This window comes from Thalassotalea sp. PLHSN55 (assembly GCF_052030545.1).
Taxonomy (GTDB): Bacteria; Pseudomonadota; Gammaproteobacteria; order Enterobacterales; family Alteromonadaceae; genus CANMXU01.
The window spans coordinates 487,399-508,250 of the sequence record NZ_JBPDIH010000003.1 but is presented as its reverse complement, the minus strand read 5'-3'; the positions used below and the strand labels follow the sequence as shown (position 1 = coordinate 508,250).

15 protein-coding genes and 1 riboswitch are annotated in these 20,852 nt (G+C 40.5%); of the genes, 6 read left to right on the top strand and 9 right to left on the bottom strand.

Annotated elements, in window-relative coordinates; all coding sequences use genetic code 11:
* Window positions 1–6: 6 nt before the first annotated feature.
* Genes ACRRSQ_RS07950 through thiC form a run of 4 tightly spaced genes read right to left on the bottom strand, consistent with a single transcriptional unit; the run spans window position 7 to window position 4,249 of the window.
* A complete protein-coding gene (locus ACRRSQ_RS07950) occupies window positions 7–810 on the bottom strand; it encodes a thiazole synthase (protein ID WP_440875181.1) in 804 nt (267 codons plus the stop codon).
* A gap of 57 nt (window positions 811–867) precedes the next feature.
* Window positions 868–1,083 (bottom strand): sulfur carrier protein ThiS, encoded by a 216-nt coding sequence (thiS, locus tag ACRRSQ_RS07945; RefSeq protein WP_440875180.1) that lies wholly within the window; start codon window positions 1,081–1,083, stop codon window positions 868–870.
* On the bottom strand, window positions 1,064–2,260 hold the full coding sequence (gene thiO / locus ACRRSQ_RS07940; RefSeq protein WP_440875179.1) for a glycine oxidase ThiO: 1,197 nt from the start codon (window positions 2,258–2,260) through the stop codon (window positions 1,064–1,066). The genes thiS and thiO overlap by 20 nt, the downstream gene beginning before the upstream one ends.
* A gap of 12 nt (window positions 2,261–2,272) precedes the next feature.
* Window positions 2,273–4,249, bottom strand: coding sequence for a phosphomethylpyrimidine synthase ThiC (gene thiC, locus ACRRSQ_RS07935; RefSeq protein ID WP_440875178.1), 1,977 nt, complete (start codon window positions 4,247–4,249; stop codon window positions 2,273–2,275).
* A gap of 119 nt (window positions 4,250–4,368) precedes the next feature.
* A riboswitch (TPP riboswitch) is annotated at window positions 4,369–4,468 on the bottom strand.
* A 567-nt stretch (window positions 4,469–5,035) separates the two neighbouring features.
* On the opposite strand from thiC, the gene ACRRSQ_RS07930 reads away from it, so the two are divergent.
* From ACRRSQ_RS07930 to ACRRSQ_RS07920, 3 genes are all read left to right on the top strand, one after another.
* Window positions 5,036–6,973, top strand: a complete 1,938-nt coding sequence (locus ACRRSQ_RS07930; protein ID WP_440875177.1) for a DUF3604 domain-containing protein — start codon at window positions 5,036–5,038, stop codon at window positions 6,971–6,973.
* Window positions 6,974–7,052: 79 nt separating this feature from the next.
* Window positions 7,053–7,889 carry a peptidyl-prolyl cis-trans isomerase gene (locus ACRRSQ_RS07925; protein ID WP_440875176.1) on the top strand — a complete coding sequence of 279 codons (837 nt, stop codon included), beginning with the start codon at window positions 7,053–7,055 and terminating at the stop codon, window positions 7,887–7,889.
* Between the two features lie 4 nt (window positions 7,890–7,893).
* Window positions 7,894–8,865 (top strand): HupE/UreJ family protein, encoded by a 972-nt coding sequence (locus ACRRSQ_RS07920; RefSeq protein WP_440875175.1) that lies wholly within the window; start codon window positions 7,894–7,896, stop codon window positions 8,863–8,865.
* Window positions 8,866–8,998: 133 nt separating this feature from the next.
* On the opposite strand, the gene ACRRSQ_RS07915 is transcribed toward ACRRSQ_RS07920, so the two are convergent.
* The 3 genes from ACRRSQ_RS07915 to ACRRSQ_RS07905 all read right to left on the bottom strand — a co-directional run bounded on the left by ACRRSQ_RS07915 (window position 8,999) and on the right by ACRRSQ_RS07905 (window position 14,675).
* Window positions 8,999–9,850 (bottom strand): LysR family transcriptional regulator, encoded by an 852-nt coding sequence (locus ACRRSQ_RS07915; RefSeq protein WP_440875174.1) that lies wholly within the window; start codon window positions 9,848–9,850, stop codon window positions 8,999–9,001.
* A 458-nt stretch (window positions 9,851–10,308) separates the two neighbouring features.
* Entirely contained in the window at window positions 10,309–12,144 is a 1,836-nt protein-coding gene (locus ACRRSQ_RS07910) for a DUF3604 domain-containing protein (protein WP_440875173.1), read from the bottom strand.
* A gap of 437 nt (window positions 12,145–12,581) precedes the next feature.
* Window positions 12,582–14,675, bottom strand: coding sequence for a TonB-dependent receptor (locus ACRRSQ_RS07905; protein WP_440875172.1), 2,094 nt, complete (start codon window positions 14,673–14,675; stop codon window positions 12,582–12,584).
* A gap of 255 nt (window positions 14,676–14,930) precedes the next feature.
* Here ACRRSQ_RS07905 and ACRRSQ_RS07900 point away from each other — a divergent pair, with 255 nt between their 5' ends.
* A complete protein-coding gene (locus tag ACRRSQ_RS07900) occupies window positions 14,931–16,166 on the top strand; it encodes a porin (protein ID WP_440875171.1) in 1,236 nt (411 codons plus the stop codon).
* Between the two features lie 115 nt (window positions 16,167–16,281).
* Here ACRRSQ_RS07900 and ACRRSQ_RS07895 read toward each other — a convergent pair whose 3' ends face one another.
* Window positions 16,282–18,162 (bottom strand): DUF3604 domain-containing protein, encoded by a 1,881-nt coding sequence (locus tag ACRRSQ_RS07895; protein WP_440875170.1) that lies wholly within the window; start codon window positions 18,160–18,162, stop codon window positions 16,282–16,284.
* Window positions 18,163–18,450: 288 nt separating this feature from the next.
* Between ACRRSQ_RS07895 and ACRRSQ_RS07890 the strand changes: the two genes are divergently transcribed.
* Both ACRRSQ_RS07890 and ACRRSQ_RS07885 read left to right on the top strand, forming a co-directional pair.
* Window positions 18,451–19,305, top strand: a complete 855-nt coding sequence (locus ACRRSQ_RS07890) for a LysR family transcriptional regulator (RefSeq protein ID WP_440875169.1) — start codon at window positions 18,451–18,453, stop codon at window positions 19,303–19,305.
* Between the two features lie 40 nt (window positions 19,306–19,345).
* Window positions 19,346–19,996: a lysoplasmalogenase gene (locus tag ACRRSQ_RS07885; protein ID WP_440875168.1), complete on the top strand. Its 651-nt coding sequence runs from the start codon at window positions 19,346–19,348 to the stop codon at window positions 19,994–19,996.
* Between the two features lie 114 nt (window positions 19,997–20,110).
* On the opposite strand, the gene ACRRSQ_RS07880 is transcribed toward ACRRSQ_RS07885, so the two are convergent.
* The gene (locus ACRRSQ_RS07880; RefSeq protein ID WP_440875167.1) at window positions 20,111–20,749 is read right to left on the bottom strand and encodes a thiol:disulfide interchange protein DsbA/DsbL; all 639 of its coding nucleotides are present in this window, start codon (window positions 20,747–20,749) and stop codon (window positions 20,111–20,113) included.
* Between the last annotated feature and the right edge of the window lie 103 nt (window positions 20,750–20,852).

Here is a 20,852-nt window from a genome sequence, read left to right as displayed (position 1 = left end):
AATTTCCTATTTAACACTCGGTTGGTGCCAAAACGGCGTATCTAAAGTCGGCGTGCTCGCTTGTGCGGTTTGGCGCTCGCTCATAATGCCGGCAACATAGGCTTGTTCGCCGGCGTTAATGGCACCTGAAAACGCTTGCGCCATGGCAACAGGGTTATCGGCAAGGGCAACCGCGCTATTTAATAATATGCCGTCATAACCCATTTCCATCGCTAAGCAGGCATCAGACGGTTTACCAATGCCAGCGTCTAAAATTAATGTTGCTTCGGGCAAACGCATGCGAATGGTTTCTAAGTTATATGGGTTCATTAACCCTTTGCCAGTGCCAATAGGTGATGCCCAAGGCATGATCACTTCACAGCCTAAATCCCATAAACGCTGACAAATCACTAAATCATCGGTGCAATAGGGTAATACTTTAAAGCCTGCTTTGATCAGCATTTCAGTCGCTTTCAATAATTCAATCGGATCCGGTTGCAAGTTATAATCGTCGCCGATGGTTTCCAGTTTTATCCAGTCGGTTTGAAAAATTTCACGGCTCATTTGCGCTAAGGTGAAAACTTCTTGAGCGGTGCGACAGCCGGCGGTATTGGGTAATAAATAGCCATCAACACTGCTGACAATTTCTTGAATGTATTGCCAAATTTGCGCACCTGACTTTTCACTTGGGTTTTGGCGTTTCAGCGATAGTGTCACCACTTGTGAGCCACTGGCTAAAATGGCGCGTTTCATCACCTCTGGCGACGCATAAAGGGCGCTGCCGATCAGTAAGCGACTGTTAAGCTGTTGTCCGTATATGGTTAATGACATAACGTTCTTCTTAATAATTGAATGTGGTCTTTATGCGTATTTTTCAGTAAGTACGGCTTAGCCGCCCTGAATAGGCAGCATAATGTCTATGCTATCGCCGTTTTTTATTGGCGTGTGCGCATAGTCAGTTTTGCCAATAAATTCACCATTGAGGGCAATTGCAAAGGTACTTTGTGTTTGTCCTTGAAAATACATGCTTAAGGCTTGATCTAAAAAGCCTGCTTGTCTTTTGTCAAAGCTAAATAGCTCGCCGTTAATGTGAATATTGTTCATGAGCGGTTATCGCCTGTAAGTGTGAATATTGAAAATTTTGCTCGCTAAGGTATTGGCTAATTTGGCAAGGCTGGGCTAAAAAATCGCGGCTGTTATGCGTAGCTAAACTTAGCGTTAGTTGCTCAATTTGTTTAAGCAATACTGGCGCAATCAAAAAACCATGACGGTATAAGCCGTTGATTTGAATGACATGCTTGCCTAAGGTGATTTTGGGCTGATTATCGTCAAACGCTGGTCGACATTGACTAACATGCTGGCGAATATTAGCCTCAGCAAACCCCGGATGCACGCTATAGGCGGCGCTAAGTAATTCCATAGCTGAACGCACTGTCATTGGGCTGTTATCATCGCTTTCAATTTGCGTGGCGCCCACCACATAAAAACCTTTATCTTTTGGCGCGATATAAAGCTGATACCTTGGGTGCATTAACCGAACCGGTCGTGATAATTTCACCTCAGGCGCAAATAATTGAAAGAGCTCACCACGCACGCCGCGTAAATTTTTCAGCTGATTTACACTATCTTTTTGCTTACTCGACTTTGCCCCCAAACCGCGACAATCTATCACTAAATCAAAGGCAGATTGTGCTTTGTTGCCATTAAGTTGATAGTGAAGTGTTGCGCCATTTTTCTTTGGCATTATCGCAGAGACTTCACAATCACATAGCCAATTGATGCCTTCGCTGATTAACTGTTTTTTCAAGGCAATTAATAAGCGGCGGTTACCAATTTGACCTTCATCAGGCAGGAATAAACCTTGATGAAAACTGCGCCCTAACTCAGGTTCAAGTTGCTGTAATTGTTCACGGTTTACTTGCTGGCTGTTTGCCTCTGGGTAGTGATTTTGCAAATAACGCAAAATGCGTAAGTAGTCGCCTTTATCTTGCTCGTGGCTGACCATTAACGCGCCTTTTTGTTGAAAAAACACGTATTCGTCTAAAGTTTTTAATAACTCAGGCCAAAGCTTGAGGGATTCAAAGCCCATATCCACAATGTTTTTTTCACTTGATATAGCTTCACCGAGCGGCGTTAATAAACCGGCGGCAGCATAAGCGGCGCTGTTATGCGCGGCTTGGCTGTCTTTATCAAATAGCGTGACCTTAAAGCCATGACGATGCAAGGTTAGGGCGGTTAAACGCCCCATTAAACCTGCACCGACAATACCAATAGATTTCATTGTCTATGGCGCTTATTTGCTAAGTTGGTAGATTTCGCTACCGGCGTTTTTAAATTCAGCCGACTTTTCGGCCATGCCTTTTTCGACTTCAGATTGCGCGACGCTAGCATCAAGCACAACCGTTTCATCAAGCAGTTGAATTTCAATTTTGTTGCCGCTTTCTAAATCAGCGGCATAATCGCGCACTTCTTGAGAAATTTTCATAGAACAGAATTTTGGCCCACACATTGAACAAAAATGCGCAACTTTGCCTGATTCTTGCGGCAAGGTTTCATCGTGATAAGCGCGCGCGGTTTCTGGGTCTAAGCCTATGTTGAATTGATCGTACCAACGAAACTCAAAACGCGCCTTACTCATGGCGTTATCGCGAATTTGCGCGCCCGGATGGCCTTTGGCTAAATCACCGGCATGAGCGGCAATTTTATACGTAATTAAGCCTTCTTTTACGTCTTCTTTATTCGGTAAGCCTAAATGCTCTTTAGGTGTTACGTAACACAGCATCGCACAGCCGTACCAACCAATATTAGCCGCGCCAATGCCTGAGGTGATGTGATCGTAACCCGGCGCAATATCCGTGGTTAGTGGCCCAAGCGTATAAAACGGCGCTTCACCACAATGCTCTAATTGCTCTTCCATGTTTTCTTTGATCATATGAAGCGGTACGTGACCTGGGCCTTCAATAATGGTTTGCACGTCGTGCTGCCAAGCGATTTTAGTTAATTCGCCTAACGTACGTAATTCTGAAAATTGTGCTTCGTCGTTAGCATCAGCCACTGAACCTGGGCGCAGACCATCACCTAATGAAAACGAAACATCGTATTGTTTTAAGATTTCACAAATATCTTCAAAGTGGGTATATAAGAAGTTTTCTTTATGATGCGCTAAACACCATTTAGCCATGATCGAACCACCACGCGATACTATGCCAGTCACACGTTTGGCGGTCATCGGCACGTAGCGTAATAATACACCGGCGTGAATGGTAAAATAATCAACCCCTTGCTCGGCTTGTTCAATAAGGGTATCGCGGAAAATTTCCCAAGTTAGGTCTTCAGCGACGCCGTTTACTTTTTCTAGCGCTTGGTAAATCGGTACGGTGCCAATAGGCACTGGCGAGTTACGTAAAATCCACTCACGGGTTTCATGAATGTTACGGCCGGTGGATAAATCCATGACCGTATCAGCGCCCCATTTAGCTGACCAAACCAGCTTTTCAACTTCTTCTTCAATTGATGAAGTTACCGCCGAGTTACCAATATTGGCGTTGACTTTAATTAAAAAGTTACGACCAATGATCATTGGTTCACACTCAGGATGGTTAATGTTTACCGGAATAATGGCGCGGCCGCGGGCAACTTCGTCACGGACAAATTCTGGGGTGATTTGCTCAGGAATACTCGCGCCGAATGATTGGCCTTTATGCTGCTGAAGTAAAATTTCGTCTTTTACTTGTTCACGCTTTAGGTTTTCGCGAATGGCAATGTATTCCATTTCAGGGGTAATAATGCCTTGTTTGGCGTAATGCATTTGCGACACATTTTTACCTTTTTTAGCACGCAGCACTTTCGGTAAATGTTCAAAACGCAGGTGGTCTAAACCTTCATCGGCTAAACGTTGTTGAGTATATTCTGAGGTTTTAGAGTCAAGCGTTTCAACATCTGCGCGGGCATCAATCCAGCTTTCACGCAAACGTGGAATGCCTTTGTGTACGTCTATTTCAACATTTTCGTCAGTGTAAAAACCTGAAGTGTCGTATACACAAAGCGGTTCATTTTTTTCATATACTGGGTTGTCTTTGCTGCCGCTAACAAGCGTATCGGTTAGGGTGATTTCACGCATACCGACTTTAATGTCGTGAATTTTACCTTCAACGTAAACTTTTTTAGAATTGGGGAATGATTGATCAGATACGTTTTTTAGAAATGCTTCCGCGGCTTCACGTTTTTCACGTCTGGTTTGATTAGCACTATTATTTTTGGTTGAACTCATTTTCTCTCACCTTGAACTTATACCCTAAGGTAGTCATTAAAATTCAGGCGGAGCTTATTAGGCAGAATATAACGAGGAATTGCAGGTGAAGTGACGGATGAAATTAAGCTTGTCTCTTCAAAATGAACTCTCTTGTTTCCTTCGCAGATATTAGTCTGAATCAGGTTCTACGGATCCCGCTTTCGCGATCTCAGCCTAGTGGCACTCCGACAAGTTATCGTTTTATCGACAAGATTTTTACAACTCGCCGATAAAGTGAGCTGATTCTAGCGTGAAAGTTTTGTTCAGAGCAATAACTAACGTTAAATTAATTTTATTCAACAAGATAATGGTATTAACCCATTGCATTTATCTCACTTTATTAATGAAAGATGCTGTCAAAGTGAAAATTTAGCCATTTTTATGTTTTAAATTGCTTATTTGTGTGCCTTTTATGTTATTGCACGTTTGTATAATTTTAATTAATTATTGTTCATATGTACAAAAACAGAACGCGGATACAATGCATTGTTACAATTTTGATTTTCATGGTGTTTTTTTCAGTATTGCGCCTGGCTTAAGCCCTGATTTACATATTGATTTACATATTGATTTATATGTATTTTTAAGTTTTCTGATGATAATTAACATCTGCTTGACACCAGTAAGGCTTTGTTACAATTCAAACTTTGTCGTCAGTTAGCTTGAGTTAGTTAACCCCCAAAAAATTGCTATAGTTAAACAGACGAAATTGATTCTATGAATTAGTTTTATGAGAAAAACTCATGCAAACAACAGGAAAATCCCATGTTAAAATATCTAAAACTCTCAGCAACATCAGTAGCTGTGCTTTTAGCTATTGGTTGCACTGATAGCCCTAGCGCGGTATCACAAGCCCCAGAAGCACAAAAGCAGGTTAGCACTGTAGCAGCAACAGCCAAAAAACAAGACGAAAAGCAAACTTCTTACCCTACTGAGGTGTTTTTTGGTGATACTCATAACCATACGGGTAACTCTTTTGATGTTTACTTGTTTGGTACGCCAAGCTCTACACCTGATACGGCCTATCGTTTTGCTAAAGGTGAAAAGGTTAAAAACCCTGCAACCAATACTGACTGGCAACTTAAAACGCCTTTAGATTTCCTAGTAGTTGCTGATCACGCTGAACTTTTAGGTGCGATGCCACGTGTATATGCCGATGAAAAAGTGCTTTCAGAGACCACTTCCGGTAAAGCGTTACGTAAATTAGGCGGTTCACAAAGTGAAGACGAGCTAATTGATGTTTACAGTGCACTTGTTTTAGCTTCGTCAGATATGGAAAATGAAGCGAATTTATCCGCTAAAGATATTTTCTTAGATCTTCATGCGGGCGATAAGCGTAAAGGGGCATGGGAAAACTACATTGATGTAACAGAAAAGCACAATGAACCGGGTAAATTCACGACCTTAATTGGCTGGGAGTGGACTTCAAATACAGGTGGTTCAAATCTTCATCGTGTTGTATTCATGTCAGACGATGGTGAAACAGCAAGAAAATTTCAACCATTTAGTTCATTAGAAAGTGACGATCCTGAAGGTTTATGGAAGTTTTTAGATAAAACCAGTGCCGAATTAGATGCAGACTTTGTTGCTATTCCGCATAACCCTAACTTAAGTTTAGGTAGAATGTTTCCATTACTGCGTAACAACGGTGAACCTATTGATGCGGAATATGCTAGAAAACGCAGTCAATGGGAACCAGTTGTAGAAGTTACTCAAATTAAAGGTGACTCGGAAACTCATCCTGCATTATCACCTAACGATGATTTTGCTGATTTTGAAACTTTCAGCTTTGCCCTAACGCCTGACGGTCGTATTGCTGAACCAAACAAATCAGATTATATGCGCTCAGGTTTAAAACGTGGTTTAGAGTTTAAACAAAAACTTGGTGTCAACCCGTACAAATTTGGCGTTATTGGTAGTACTGATACTCATACTGGTATTACTGCGGTTGAAGAAGATAACTTCGCCGGTAAAGGCCAACATGATAACAAACCAGAAGTACGTGCTAAGCACACTGGTATTGGCTCTTCAAAAGGTTGGGACATGTCATCGGCAGGTTATGCTGCAGTTTGGGCACAAGAAAATACCCGTGAATCTTTAGTTGACGCTTTTAAGCGTAAAGAAGTTTACACAACAACGGGGCCACGTATTAGTTTACGTTTCTTTGGTGGTTTTGACTTTACCGCTGATGATGCTAATTCAGCTGATTTAGCCGCTGTAGGTTATGGAAAAGGTATACCTATGGGTGGTGATTTACCAGCGTCGAATGGTAAAGCGCCAAGCTTCTTAATGTCTGTTATGAAAGATCCTAAAGGTGCTAACTTAGACCGAGTGCAAGTGGTGAAAGGTTGGGTTGATGCCGAAGGTAACTCGCATGAAAAAGTATTTGATGTTGCCGCCTCTGATAACCGTGTAATTACCAAGGGTAAAGTTTCAGGCCCTGTCGGTAGCACAGTTAACTTAGAAACAGGTGAGTACACTAATGATATTGGTGCGGCACAGTTAACGGTTGTTTGGACCGATCCTGACTTTGATGCTACCCAAGAAGCGTTCTACTATGTACGTTCGCTTGAAATTCCTACACCTCGATATTCATTACTTGACGCAATCAAGTTAGGTATCAAGTGGGAAGACACTGAACACCCAGCAACAATTCAAGAGCGTGTTTACAGTTCACCTATTTGGTATGCGCCAAAAACTTAAACAACTCATTTGATCGTATCATCAAATTAAGCCGGTTAATGCTAACCGGCTTTCATTAAGTAAAGAGAAATCAGCAATTATGATTAAGAAGTTATTGGCAGAGCCGTTAGTGCACTTTTTGTTAATCTCTGCACTGTTTTTTGTTGTTTATGAGCAGTTAAATCCGCCTGTAGCAGAACAAAATATTGTCGAAGTTAGTGAAGGGCGAATTATTAAGCTGCATAAAAAATTTAAAAAAGTTTGGCGAAGAGATCCTACTCAGCAGGAGTTTGATGCAATTATTAAAAACTACGTACTTGAAGAGATTTATAACCGACAAGCCATGGCATTAGGTTTACATCAAGGTGACTCTCTAATACGTAGACGTCTACATCAAAAAATGGAATTTATGCTAGAAGATATGACCGCTCTAGTCACACCTAAAGCGGGTGAACTTGAAGCTTTTTATCAAGATCATCAAGACAACTATTTAGATGAGGCTAGTTATAGTTTTAATCAAATTTATATTGATACCAATACTCAAAAAGTCGATTTAAAAAGCAAAATTGCCCAAGCTAATGAACAAGTTGCCCTAGGTAAAAAACCACACGGTGACAATAGCCTACTGCCTTACTCGCTTACTAATGTCAAAAGTTCCGATGTAAAACGTCAATTCGGTGATAAATTTTATCAACAGCTAAGTCAAATAAAAGACAATCAATGGGCTGGCCCAATTGAGTCAGGTTTTGGTCTGCATTATATCGAGCTTACCGAACATATTCCTGCGCAAACCAAAGCCTATGATTTAGTACAAAAGAAAGTATTATCTGACTGGCAAGATGCGCGTAATAAGCGCATGAAAGAAAAGTATCAAAATGAATTGCTTGAGCAATACCAAATTAAACTGAATATGCCTAACATGGCTACACAAGGATAGCCCAATGAGTAAATTTTTACAGCTATGCTTATTCTTGTTCAGCGCAACTGTCTTTGCAGAAGATATGCGCCCGGCGTCGCTTAATATTATTGCCATTGATAATGAGCACTATGACGTTATTTGGAAAGTGCCCGCGGTAGGCAATAAACGCCTATCAATGCATGTTATTTTTGATGAAAACAGCCAAAATGCTTCAGCAAAAAAGCAAGACTTTATCAATGGCGCTTATATTGAAAGTTGGCAAATTAAGCGTGACAACGGCCTAACGGGTTTAACCGTTAATATTGATGGACTACTGACTACCAATGCTGATGTATTAGTGCGCATTGTTGATCAGCAGCAACAATCAATTACCCAAGTACTAAATGCGGAACATCAGCAGCTGCATATTGAAGGAAATTTTGAACCTGAAAACGTGATTGGCACCTATACCTATTTAGGTATCGAACATATATTAATTGGCCTTGATCACCTGTTATTCGTCGCTTGTTTGGTGTATATCTCGTCAACTCGTCGTAAGTTACTGCTCACTATCAGCGGTTTTACTTTAGCGCACTCAGTTACCTTGTTTCTTGCTGCAACAGAAACCTTTGCCTTGTCTATTCCTCCCGTGGAAGCCGTCATTGCCCTGAGCATTGTTTTTTTGGCGATAGAAATAGCCAAGCGTAAAGAAAACAGCTTAACGTTAAAATATCCAGTATTGGTTTCATCAAGCTTTGGTTTAATTCATGGTTTTGGTTTTGCATCGGTGCTTGCAGAAATTGGCTTACCTGTACAAGAAAAAATCACTGCATTGATCTTTTTCAATGTCGGCGTTGAAATCGGCCAATTGATGTTTTTAGCGGTACTATTGGTTACTTTTAAAATGATCACCCACAGCAAGTTACTAAGCGCAGGGCAAATTCGCTGGCTAGTAAGTTATAGCTGTGGAGGCATCGCCATGATTTGGTTGGTGCAACGACTAGGTAGTTTTTAAGCTACCGCTAATTAACGACTTACCGTTTAAACAAGAAACCAGAATGTGATAAAAGCATTCTGTTTTTTATTTTTAGCGCTTGCCAAATAAAGCAATTAGACTCGAAAGGGCAGATGTGCCTACAAGGTGGAAACTACTTATTATTGATATGATTAATATAACGTTTTAACTGTTCGCGCATTTTCTTATGGGCAGGATCGCGACGATATCTAGGGTGGTAAACTAACTGGTAACTAATATCTCTGATGGGGATTGGGCAAGGTAAAACCTGCAATGCCAATTTATCTTGTAGCTTTAGTGCCAAAGAGTGAGAAAGCAAGCCTAAGCTATCACTTAACGAAGCGTGTAAAGCAATGCCGGCAATCGAGCTGGTAGTTACATCAATAACGCGCTCTTGAATAGGCGTTAAAGCCGCATATTCAAAACCGGTCATGTTGTCCCATTTTCTTGCGTGAAGAATATGTTTCTCTTGATAAAAATCCTGCTCAGACAGCGTGCCCTTTATTCTAGGGTGATCTTGTCGACAAACCACCATGCAAGGCTCAACAAAAACTTCCTCAAACACTAAGGCAGGATCTTTTACCGTGATAACGCCAATAGCAAAGTCGGCTTTTTGTTGTTTTATTTCTTGCAGCATGTGCATTTGGTCAGCAGGCGTTTCTTGATAGACAATATTTGGATCTCGAGGGATGCAATGGATAAAATTTTCCATTAAATAACCATGAAAGTTATCACGGTCACTTATAGCATTGTCGACTTCATCCATGGCTAATTGAAAACGAGAAGCTAAGCGTTCAGCCTGTAAAGTGGCACGAATTCCGCGGCCAGCTTTGATAAATAACTGGCAATCAAGCTCTTGCTCAAGCCTTTTAATAGCACCACTTACCGCAGGTTGGCTGACATTTAAATATTGCGCAGCTAAAGTATACGAGCCACATTGGTGCACCTGTAAAAAGGTTTTAATTAAATTTAAATCTAAACTCATCAGTGGTTCCTCTATTCATAAGCCTAGCTTATGATAGAAACAAGTATTTGCCTATTTATTTAGCTAAAAAGAGCGGTTATTATGCTTACCAATCCGATGCTTCTTTAGATTCGAGCTGACTTAACTTTTTAACGCTAAGTTTTAGTGATGAATCATAAAAGCAAAGGTCGTTTAAAACGGCATCCTACTTAGACGTAATGCACCTAATTGTGGTTTTAAACAATTGACTTTGTTCATGTCAGTCTGGTTAACCGAAGCTGGTCTTCGGTTAATTCTTCCTTCTTTTATCTTTATCATTCTCTTAAGTACTCACTCCCTTAAGTACTCACTCCCTTAAGTCATCATACCTTTAAGTAAGCCAATGCAGATGTTAGCTGTGATTGATGATTAAACTTAGGCGAAAAAAAACCGAAGACCATGTCTTCGGTTTATTAGCTTAATAAATTCAATAATTAAATTTATTTAGAACCGTACCAAATTGGTGAGCTGTAAGCACGTTCTTGAATAACTGCGTCACGACCCGTTTCTGCTGGGTCAATACCTAAAGCAATGGCATTGTATAAAGAATAGCGTGGCGTCGGAATTTCTAATACACGTACGTAGTAGAATGCAGCTTGGTCGGCATCAAAATCAGGGTCTTGCCAGAATGTTCTAAGCTCTGCATCACCAATATCATTGGTGTATTCACCTGTTTCCATATTAACTGTGTTACCTACAGGGGTTTCGCCTGAAGTACGACCGTCAGATAACGCAACATCGTATACTTTTTCAGAAGAAGTACCGTCAGCATTTAACCAACCTTTTACGATTTGTACGCGGTCTAAGTTAGCGCCTTTCGTTGCTTTAAGTGCGGCAATAGTAAACTTAGGTGCTTTACCTTTTTTCGCTTTACTCTTGTCTAAATCAGCACCCATAGGTACGCCGTATTTATAACCATTCTTAGCAAAGTTTTTGGCATCAGCATGCTTTTCTTCTAAGTCAAAACCACCAAAGAAGCGTAAGGTAATACGTGGACCTGTGGTTGCGTAAACTTCTTGACGACGGAAGGCTTCAAAGATTTCACGACGGGTATTTTCTTTTGCCCATACACCAGTGAAACCGGCAGCGCCCATATCCCAACCTTTAGATGAACCAATACCAGAAGGTTTTGGACGATCAGCAGGTTTAGAGTCATGGCCACTCTTACCACCGAAGTCTTCTTCAGTAATTTGTGGAATACCCGTGTGGCTGTCAGTACCCGCAGCAATACCCATCTTGTATGGGTTCATGCCAATTTTAGCTTCAAGCTCTAAACCATTACGGAAACCTGAACGAACGTAATCACCTTTTTGAGGTTCTGGTGTATCGCCAGTTGGGCTTGATAAAAAGTTATACGGTTCAAAATCAGCAAACTCATCTTCTGGTGAAAACATTGGATGTGCTTCACTGTCACCTTTAATTTGCGTAATTTCTATCGCGGTTTCATAGCGACGTTTTTTCTCAGCGTATTCGCGGTCAATCGGTTCACCGTTACGACGGTTTAAACCAAACATTAAGCCGTTTGAAATATTTGATCCGTGAGGAATGGTTAAAAATTCAGTATCTGAAGCTTTTTCTTGGGCTGCTAAGAATTCCCATAATTTTTCAGGGTCATCACTTTCAAGGGTTGAATATGGTAAGTATTGACGTGCTTTTGTGCTGTCATCTGGAGTGAAAATAACACGGTGGAAGTTAGCGCCACCCGGTTGTGATGTCCATTCCCAGCCAATCATCGCAGTAAATTTACCTGGATCATTGTATTTGTCAGCCATAATAACGCTTTCGTCCCATGCGGTACGAATGTTTTCGCCGTGCAACGCTTTAACTAGGTCTAAACCTGTTAAGCCTGAGTCGTTTGGCATACCAGAACCGATAAGGTTTAACGCGTTGTAAACACCGTCTAGTTCATGTTGGGTACGCTCGCCTGCAATATCTAAAATGTATTGACCCATTTTAGTTTTTTCAATTTCAGGTGCTTCACCTTCAAGTAAACGTTGAACAGCACCTAAAGTTTCAGCGTGATCGGCAATAATCAAGAAATCTAACGGTTCATCAATTTTAGTGGCTGAACCTAACGTTGGGTGAATAACAGGGTAGCCTAATGAATAACGGTAGGCTGTTTCTGGCGTACCTTTTGAACCAAATGTATAAGAGTCAAAAGATAATGAAGTATGTAAATGGGTATCACCCCAATAAACATTAGTTGGAGCTTCTTCACTAAGAGCTAGTGGCGAAAGTGCCATGCCCATTAAAAATATAGGTAGTTTTTTGTTCATGTTAACCTTCTTTAAATGTGTGAATTTCTACGTTTGAATGCTTAATTATTGAATAATGCGGTTCAATAACATCAAAATGAGAAATAAAGAGACACTAAGTTGAGTATAGTAAATCTCTATTAAAACATTATATGAGTACTGGAAATATTAACTATGTAATAGCTGTATATATAATGTGAGCAATTGTAACGAGGTGTGTTTCAAAGTACGTCTATTACAATAGCGGGCTGTTAGCCATTAGGCATAAATAAATTAACTTAATTTAAATCAGTACGTTAGTTTTAACAAAAATCTTTTTTCAAATTCTTTTTAATGAAAATGTCTGGTCGTGAAAATGGCTATGTCAGTTATAACTCGACATAACTTGATGAAAAATTTTTAGGGAAATAAGCTAACACCTTGTGCTGTTAGCTTAGCTCTTTGATGATCTAAAACGCTTAGAAATTAGTTGATAAAGACACTCTTACGCTTCTCGGTTCTAACGGGTGATAATGTACGTCACTTACCGCGGCAAATTGTGGGTCGGTAGGAATATTTGATTCATAATAATAATCAATATCGTGATCATTACTATCAAATAAGTTGAGTACGTCGGCGGTTACTTTCCATTGATTAAATTGATAACCAAGGCGTAAGTTCGCTGAAAAGGTGGCATCAGAGGTTACGCTGTTATCTTCAATTAACGGGCGTTCGCCAAAATAGCGCATGCGCAGCGTGCCAAATAAGCCGTTATCAAACTCTGCTACTACGCCTGCTTGCACGACATGATCAACCGAACCGGGAATGTAGTTACCGTCGGGTGAATTATCAGTAAATTCGGCATCGGTATAGGCGTATTCTAAATCTAAAGTCCAAACATCATCGAGGTGATAACAGGCGGTTAGCTCAAGGCCATAACGGTCTGACTTGCGACTTGGCTCAGTATTACCGGCATCACCAACAAATAATAATTCACTGTCGAGTTCTAAATACCATAGTGATGCTGAAGCATTGAGTTTTTCCTGCCAAAAACCGCGAATACCAAATTCATACCCTAATGAAGCCACTAAAGCATCAACGCTATCGGCTGCTGTGCCATCAATCGGGCTAACGTTAATGGTAACGCCGCGAGCATCATTTGAATGAAACGCTTGGCCGATTGAAACATAGGTTTCGAGTTCATCAGACAAGCTATAACTGAGGTTGGCTTTTACCGAGACAATGCCGTCGTTTGCCTTGCCATTATTAGCGGTTAGGTCGACACCATTGCTGTTTTCATTAACGAGTGAGTGCACGTCAAAATCAAAATAATCGTAACGCACGCCAATGGTGCTGCGTAAGTTTTCAGTGAGCTCTAATTGATTTTGCCAATAAATGCCGGTGCTCAATTGGCCGACTTTATCTGCGCGGGTAACGCCGATACGCTGGCGCTGTTTTGACTGATAAAGCGCGACTTCATCAATGTCGTCATAACGAAATTCTACGCCAAATAAATTGTTCATTGGCAAGTTAGCCAGCGCCCCGTTTTGCTGATAATTGGCTTTACCGCCATAAATTGTGCGATCGTCAACTTGTTCAAATTGGTCGCCATCAATTGGGTTATCAAGTAAGTAGGTAAAATTTGACCATAAATTTAATTCAGACTTTACCGCATAAAGAGCAAGTTCAATGTCATCATTTGACCAGTTTGAACTGATACTATAACGGTTTGAAATGCCGCCAACGGTATCATCAATTGAGCCAAATTCATCTATGGTGCCATTTTCAACCGCTCGGCTTGGAATTTGATCAGCGCTGTCCCAACTGTTGTCGTAGCCCATAAAGGTTACGCTATAGTCGCCACCCAATACTGATGAACTGTATTTTAACAAGAGGTTTTTCTTGTCTAAATCTTCGTTAATGTTCGTCCACGGGCCGTCGTGTTGGTTGTATTCAAGGCCATAAAGAAATTCACCGTCAGATGTAGCGACACTGTCAACAAGGGCAATACGCCCATAACCATTTTCGCCTGCGGTTAATGTGACTAAGCCATTTTCAACCTTGTTTGCGGTTTTCATGGTGGCATTTCCCGCACCGCTAAAATCACCTACCTCAGCGTAATAAGCGCCTTTTTGATAACTGATGGTTTTAATGGTTTCAGGAATAATAAAATTGAGATCGGTATAACCTTGGCCATGACCATGACTGCGCATATTAATGGGCATATCATCAATATAAGTCGAAAAATCGGTGCCGTGATCTAAGTTAAAACCACGTAAAAAATATTGGTTGGCTTTGCCGGTGCCGCTGTGTTGAGTAACCACCATGCCCGGCACTAATTCTAAAATTTCGCCGGTGCGCAGTAGTGGCCTTACTGATATTTCTTCTTGGCCAACTAAACCTTCTGAGGCGGAAACCGCTTCACCAATTAAGTTAACGCCGCGGCCTTCAATGGTGAAATGCTCTGTTGGGGTATTGTTTGGGGTATTGGTTTGGTTGTTGGTATCAGTATTTTCAGCTTTTGCACTCAAATTGACCGCTAAACTACATAAAACTAAGTGGCAAAACTTCACTTTAATAAGCTCCTAAAATATCAAATAAAACCAAAGGTTATGGCTTCGTGAGCTACTATACAAAAAAACGAAAACAACCTTAATAACAATTATGTAACATAATGACACATAAGCTCTCGAAATTGTTACAAAAGCTTTTCTATGCGGCATAAACTATAGAACATGGTTTATAATCATGTTTCCAGTCGGAACTAATGACGTTGAAGTAAAATGATTTCAGCCGTTAGTTAATATGAGTTAACAAGAAACCAATTAATGAAATATTCAAAAACCACGCAATACTTAATGGCGGCAGCAGCGTTAAGTATGCCGTTTTCGGCAATATCAGCAGAGAAAAGTGATGTTGACGTTTATTACGATGGCTTAACCAATATAGTGACAGCAGATGGCAATACTCATTTAAAAGTTGAAATGCGTGTGCAAACACGTGTCAGTTCCCCCTTTGATAATAACCCTAGTAGTATTAGCGGGTTAACCGGTGCTGATGCGACTAATTTTGAAGTGAATCGCAGCCGGATTAAAGCCGGTGGCCATGTGTTAAAGCCTTGGGTAAAACTGAAGTTTGAGTATGATACCGAAGCCAGTCGTTTACTTGACTTTAGACTAACGCTTAAACATTCTGATGAATTGCAATTTCGTTTTGGCCGCATGAAAGCGCACTATAGTTTAGAGCGTGTTGCTTCTTCGAAAGACCAAATGATGGTTGATCGTTCAATGGTTAATGATTACTTTACCGTGGATCGCCAGCAAGGGGTTTCACTGCTCGGGCGCGTGGGTAAAAAACAATGGTACGACTTTAATTACTGGTTAGATGTTTTTAATGGCACCGGCCGTGAAGGTGGCAATGAAAACAGCGATTTAATGATTGGCGGTCGTTATCAATGGAATATTTTTGGCGAATCGCTTAAATCGGCAATGGGTGATTTATCTTACCGAGAAAAACCTGCCGCGCACTTAGCGTATGCGTTTTCTACCAATACCAGCCGTTACACCAAATTTAGCTCTAGCGGCGGTGGTTCATTGCAGAACTTTGACCTTCATCAGCAAGATGATGGCTTTAAAATATCACAATGGTTATTGGAAGGGCGCTATCAATATAAAGGCATGTCGGTTGATGTTGAATATCATCAAAAAACCATCACCGATCAATATAATACCTTGAGTGATTATTACCAAAATTATACCGGTGGCGATAAGGTTGAAATGCGTGGCGCAATGGCGCAAGTGGGTGTGCATCCGCATGCATGGCTGCAAGGTGTTGCTAAGAACTTACAGCTAACCGCCAGATATGCGCAAGTTGACCCTGATACCAATATCGACCACAACCAGCTTAATGAAATCACTCTTGGTGCAAATTGGTATTTTAGTGGTCATCGTAACAAGATCACCTTTGATATTGGTCGTTATGAAGTACAAGAAACTGATGTTTTTGGGGTGACTAATGCTGCTGATGATACGCGAGTAAGATTGCAGCACGATATTAGCTTTTAGTGGCACTAATTAATATTTTCTAAACTAATACATCTAAACTAATACATCTAAACAACAAAAAAGTCGATGAGCATAACACTCATCGACTTTTTTTATATCCGTTGCCTAGCACATCTTAGTTTGGTGTATACCAAATTGGTGTGGTGTAGGCACGCTCTTGAATGGTGGTAGGAACGTTATCAGGCAATTGCACCTTCTCAAAAATGTGTGCATCGCGAGTTGTCCAACGTGGTGTTGGAATTTCTAATACGCGTACATAATAGAAAGCGTGTTCATCGGCTTTGAACTCAGGATCTTGCCAGTATACGTCAAATGCGTTGTTACCTATGCTGTTAACATACGTTGAACGTTCAACATTTACTGTGTTGCCCACAGGTGTTTTACAGTAGCCATTTACAATTTCACGATCATCAGAAACGGCGACATCAAATACACGTTCTTGTTTGTTGCCTGCGCTGTCGTACCAACCTTTAACCACTTGTACACGGTCAAGATTTGCACCATCAGGGTCTTTTAATGCTTTAATTAGTAAAGAAGGTGCAACATCACTGTGTGATAAGTCGCCACCCATAGGAACACCTTTAGCGTAACCATTGTCAGCAAAATCTGAGCGGGCTAAATCGCTTTCGGTAAATTCAGTACCCGCAAATACACGCACGCGCATTCTGCTACCTGTAGTTGCATAAGTTTCTTTGTTCATCATCGCATCCCAAAGCGACTCACGCGTATTATCTTTTGCCCAAACAGCGGCTAAACCTGAGGCAGAAATTTGTGAAGCGTAGGTTTTAGCATGTTCTGGTGCAGGACGACCGCTAATTTCTTCTTCAAAACGAATTGGGTGATCGCTTGGCTCAAGTAAACTTACTTTACCAAAGTAGTTATCTTCTTCAGCTGAAGGTACACTGGTGTGCGAGTCAGTTGAACCGATCATGCCAAATTTAAACGGGTTCTCACCCATTTTTTCTTGGTATTCTAAACCACGCTTATACGCTTCACGTGCGTATTCATTACGCAGCATTTCTTTCTTTTTTGGTTCAGGGCCAAAACTACCTTTGTCGAAGGTTTCAAAATCAGCAAACTGATCGTCTGGCGATAAATATGGATGCGCTTCGCCATCACCTTTCATTTGAGTGACTTCGTATAAAGGTTCCCATTTCATACGGCGTTTTGCATAAGCAACATCTAGGTTTTTCTTCGAGCGCAGGGTCGTGTCGTCAAACATTAGGCCGTTAGATAAGTTACCGTTATGTGGAATTGCTAATACTTGGTCACCGGTTTTATTTTCGTAGGCTTCCATCCAATCCCATAATTGCTCAGGATCTTGTGCATCGTATTGAGAAAGCGGTGTAATTTGGTCGGCTTGCTCTTTGCCGCCACGGAAAATAATATTACGGTGTAAGTTATTTCCGCGCTCTTGCAATGTCCATTCGTAACCGATTAATGCTGTGAAAACACCCGGATCATTATATTTTTCAGCCGCTGCGGTTGAGCGCTTCCAAATACTGGTCGCTAAGCCTTTTTCATTTTTAAGTGGATCGTCTAGCTTATTTAAAACCGCTTGCCACATCATATACGTTTCAGTTGCGCCTTCAACGCCACCTTTTTGTGAGGCTTCATAAATTTTTTGCCCCCAAGGGTTAGCTAGAAATTCTGGATTTTTTTCTTCGATGAAAATCGCTAAACCCAAGTTTTCTGCGTGATCCGCTACCACTAAGAAGTCTAAAGGTTTAGCTAATTTTGCACTCGCACCGTTACTCGCTTTAACTTCTTCACCGCGCGCTAATTGGTATGCTTCTTCAGGGCCTAAGGTATTGCCAACTAAACCGGCATCAGTTGAATAACTGGTGTGTAGGTGAGTATCGCCAAAGAATACATCTTGTGCGTGCTCAGGATTAACATTTGGTGAATATTCAACGGCTTTTTCTTTGGCTAATGCCAAGCCGCTGTGGCCGATCATGGCCAGCATGATTAAGGCATTGAGTTTTTTAAGTTTCATGTTTTTTCTCTTTAAATGGACAAATTTTACTATAAGGAAGCCGCTTACTTATAGTAGAAGCAACCACTTTCCTTACACGGCGTTAAAAACATTTTGCTACAAATATGCACACCAACATTGTTGTTTTATTTTTTAATTTAAAAGAATAATTTCTTATTTAGGCTTTAACCAAACAAACAACAATGCGTTGTGCAATTACTGTTTATAAATAATAATGAAAGAAATAATTGGAATAAATGGTGGGTATATTGTTTATTCCACAACCTTAATGTTGTGAATTAAAGAAACATGAATTTTGACTTAAACATTATCCGCACTTTCTTACAGGTGCATAAATGTAAATCGTATACGCAAGCGGCGAGGCAATTAAATGTAAGCCAACAAGCGGTCAGTGCATCAATGAAAAGATTATCAAATAAGCTGAATTTTCCATTATTTATTAAAAGCGGTCGTACCATAGAGCCAACCGCACATGCTGATCAGTTAGCAACACGTTTTATGTATATTATGGATGAAATAGACAATGCTATGCTTGCGCAAAATAGATTTACTGTGTATCTTGCCGAGCCTTTTTTGTACTTAATTAATCGCAACAAGAATATTATTTATCAAGAGCCGCCGGCGAACCAATACGACTTAATACAAGACATTCGACAGCAAAAAGTTGATCTGGGGATTAGCACGTTAACTATCAAAGACACCGGCTTAATTTTTGAAGAGTTGTTTCGAGAAAAAGGCATGGTTATTTGTCGAGAAAACCACCCTCGAATAAAGGGAGCGCTTAATGAAGAAGTGTTTTATCAAGAATCACACATAGTTCACCGAATAAAGTGGGATGATTTATCAGGCTTTGAATACGGTTCGTTGGTTGCGGTAAAAGAGCGTAAAGTTGATGTGGTTGCCAATTCACTTTCAGGCTTAGTAATGCATGTTGCTAGTAGTAATAGCTTGGCTATAGTTTCTGAATCGTTTTGTCGATACTGGCAAAAAAAATTAAATTTACAAGTTTTAGACAGCCCAATTCCTTTACGCGATTTAACCTATACCATGGTTTATCACCGCCGTTTTTTGAACGAAAAACAGCATCAATTAATGCGTGAAAATTTAAAAGCACAGATCAAACAATTACCTTTTGCTGACTAACATTATCAGGGCGTGATTAACCTGTTGAGGGGAATACTTTTTGAATAAAAACACCATTTTGTTATTTACCATGCTGGCAGCTACCTTTGTACTTTCAACGCTTATCAAACCTTATTCGCTCAGTTGGGCAGTTAAAATACTGCCCATGCTGTTATTAATTGGCGTTGCTTGGCAGGCATTAAAAAATGGCGGGCTTGCGGGTAAGTTTTTCATTGCTGGTTTAGTGTTTTCCGCCTTCGGAGATTTTATTCTCGATTATGATCGCGATAATTGGTTCACTTTTGGCTTAGGTGCCTTTTTTATTGCCCACCTGTTTTATTTGGCGAGTTTATCGCCTTATCTCAAATCGTTTCACCAAGCTAAAAATTATGGCGGACTAATAGGCTATGTAGCGGTTGGTTCAGTGATGCTAACCCTACTAGTACCGGGCTTAGGTGAGCTTCTTGTTCCTGTTATTGCTTACATGAGCATACTGCTGTTAATGGCGCTGGCAACGGTGTTTAGTGAAAAGTCTAATGGCTGGTTAATGCTGGGTGGGTTAAGTTTTGTTTTATCAGATTCGTTGCTTGGTTTTGATAAGTTTTATATGACAATACCCGAGGCAAGTTTTGCTATTATGATCACCTATTATTTTGCACAATTTGCCTTATTAACGGGTTTTATTAAGGCGTATAGTGCTGAAAATACCTAATCGTTTATTATTAATTAATGGATAACAAAAAGGCCGCTAAACCCAGGTTAGCGGCCTTATTCATTCAGCTTTTATCGACTGAACGTGTCTAAATAAATGCCGTCATCTCATCAATTAATCTTTTAATTGTGTTAAATATTTTAAAATATTTTTATAGTCATTAATAAAATCGTTTTTATCTAATGCTTGTGCATTGACCACGTATTTACCATTAACAACAAAGGTGGGTACACCCAACATTGCGCGCTGTTGCACAAGTTTGTCTTGTTGCTTTTTTAAACGTTTTGCATGGCTGTTAGTGGTAAAGCTTTTCATGCTTTTCATAAAAGCTTCACTATCACCGCCAGCTAAAACAAACACATTGCGCACATCGGTAATGCTGTCTATTTGGGCACGATCTTTTTGAATGTAGTTAAACATTGCCAGCTTAAAAGCCTCTTCGATGTTTTGCTCTTTCGCCGCTAAAGTCGCCTTTGATAGCATAAACTGGATGTCTTTGCTTGCGCTACCCATAAAATCAATATGCACAGTGTTAAGCGTAACATCGTCGGCTAAATCTGCCATAAGTTCGGGTAAAATGCCGTTAAAGCTCTTACAAGCAGGGCAGTAAAAAGAATAATATTCACGTACTTCTGGGCTACTTGTTACAGGTTCGTTAAGCACTTTGTAGTGCTTGCCAGCGGTGTAGGGTTGTGCTTGAGCCGTTACCATACAGCCAAAAAATAAAGCGACTGCCATCAGTTTTTTAAACATAAAATTTCCTTACTTGAAAGATAACCGCTGGTAAAAGGGTTAATATTCGTTGATGATTTTGTCAGCAAATTAACACCAAGTGCGCCAACAAAATGTATTTTTT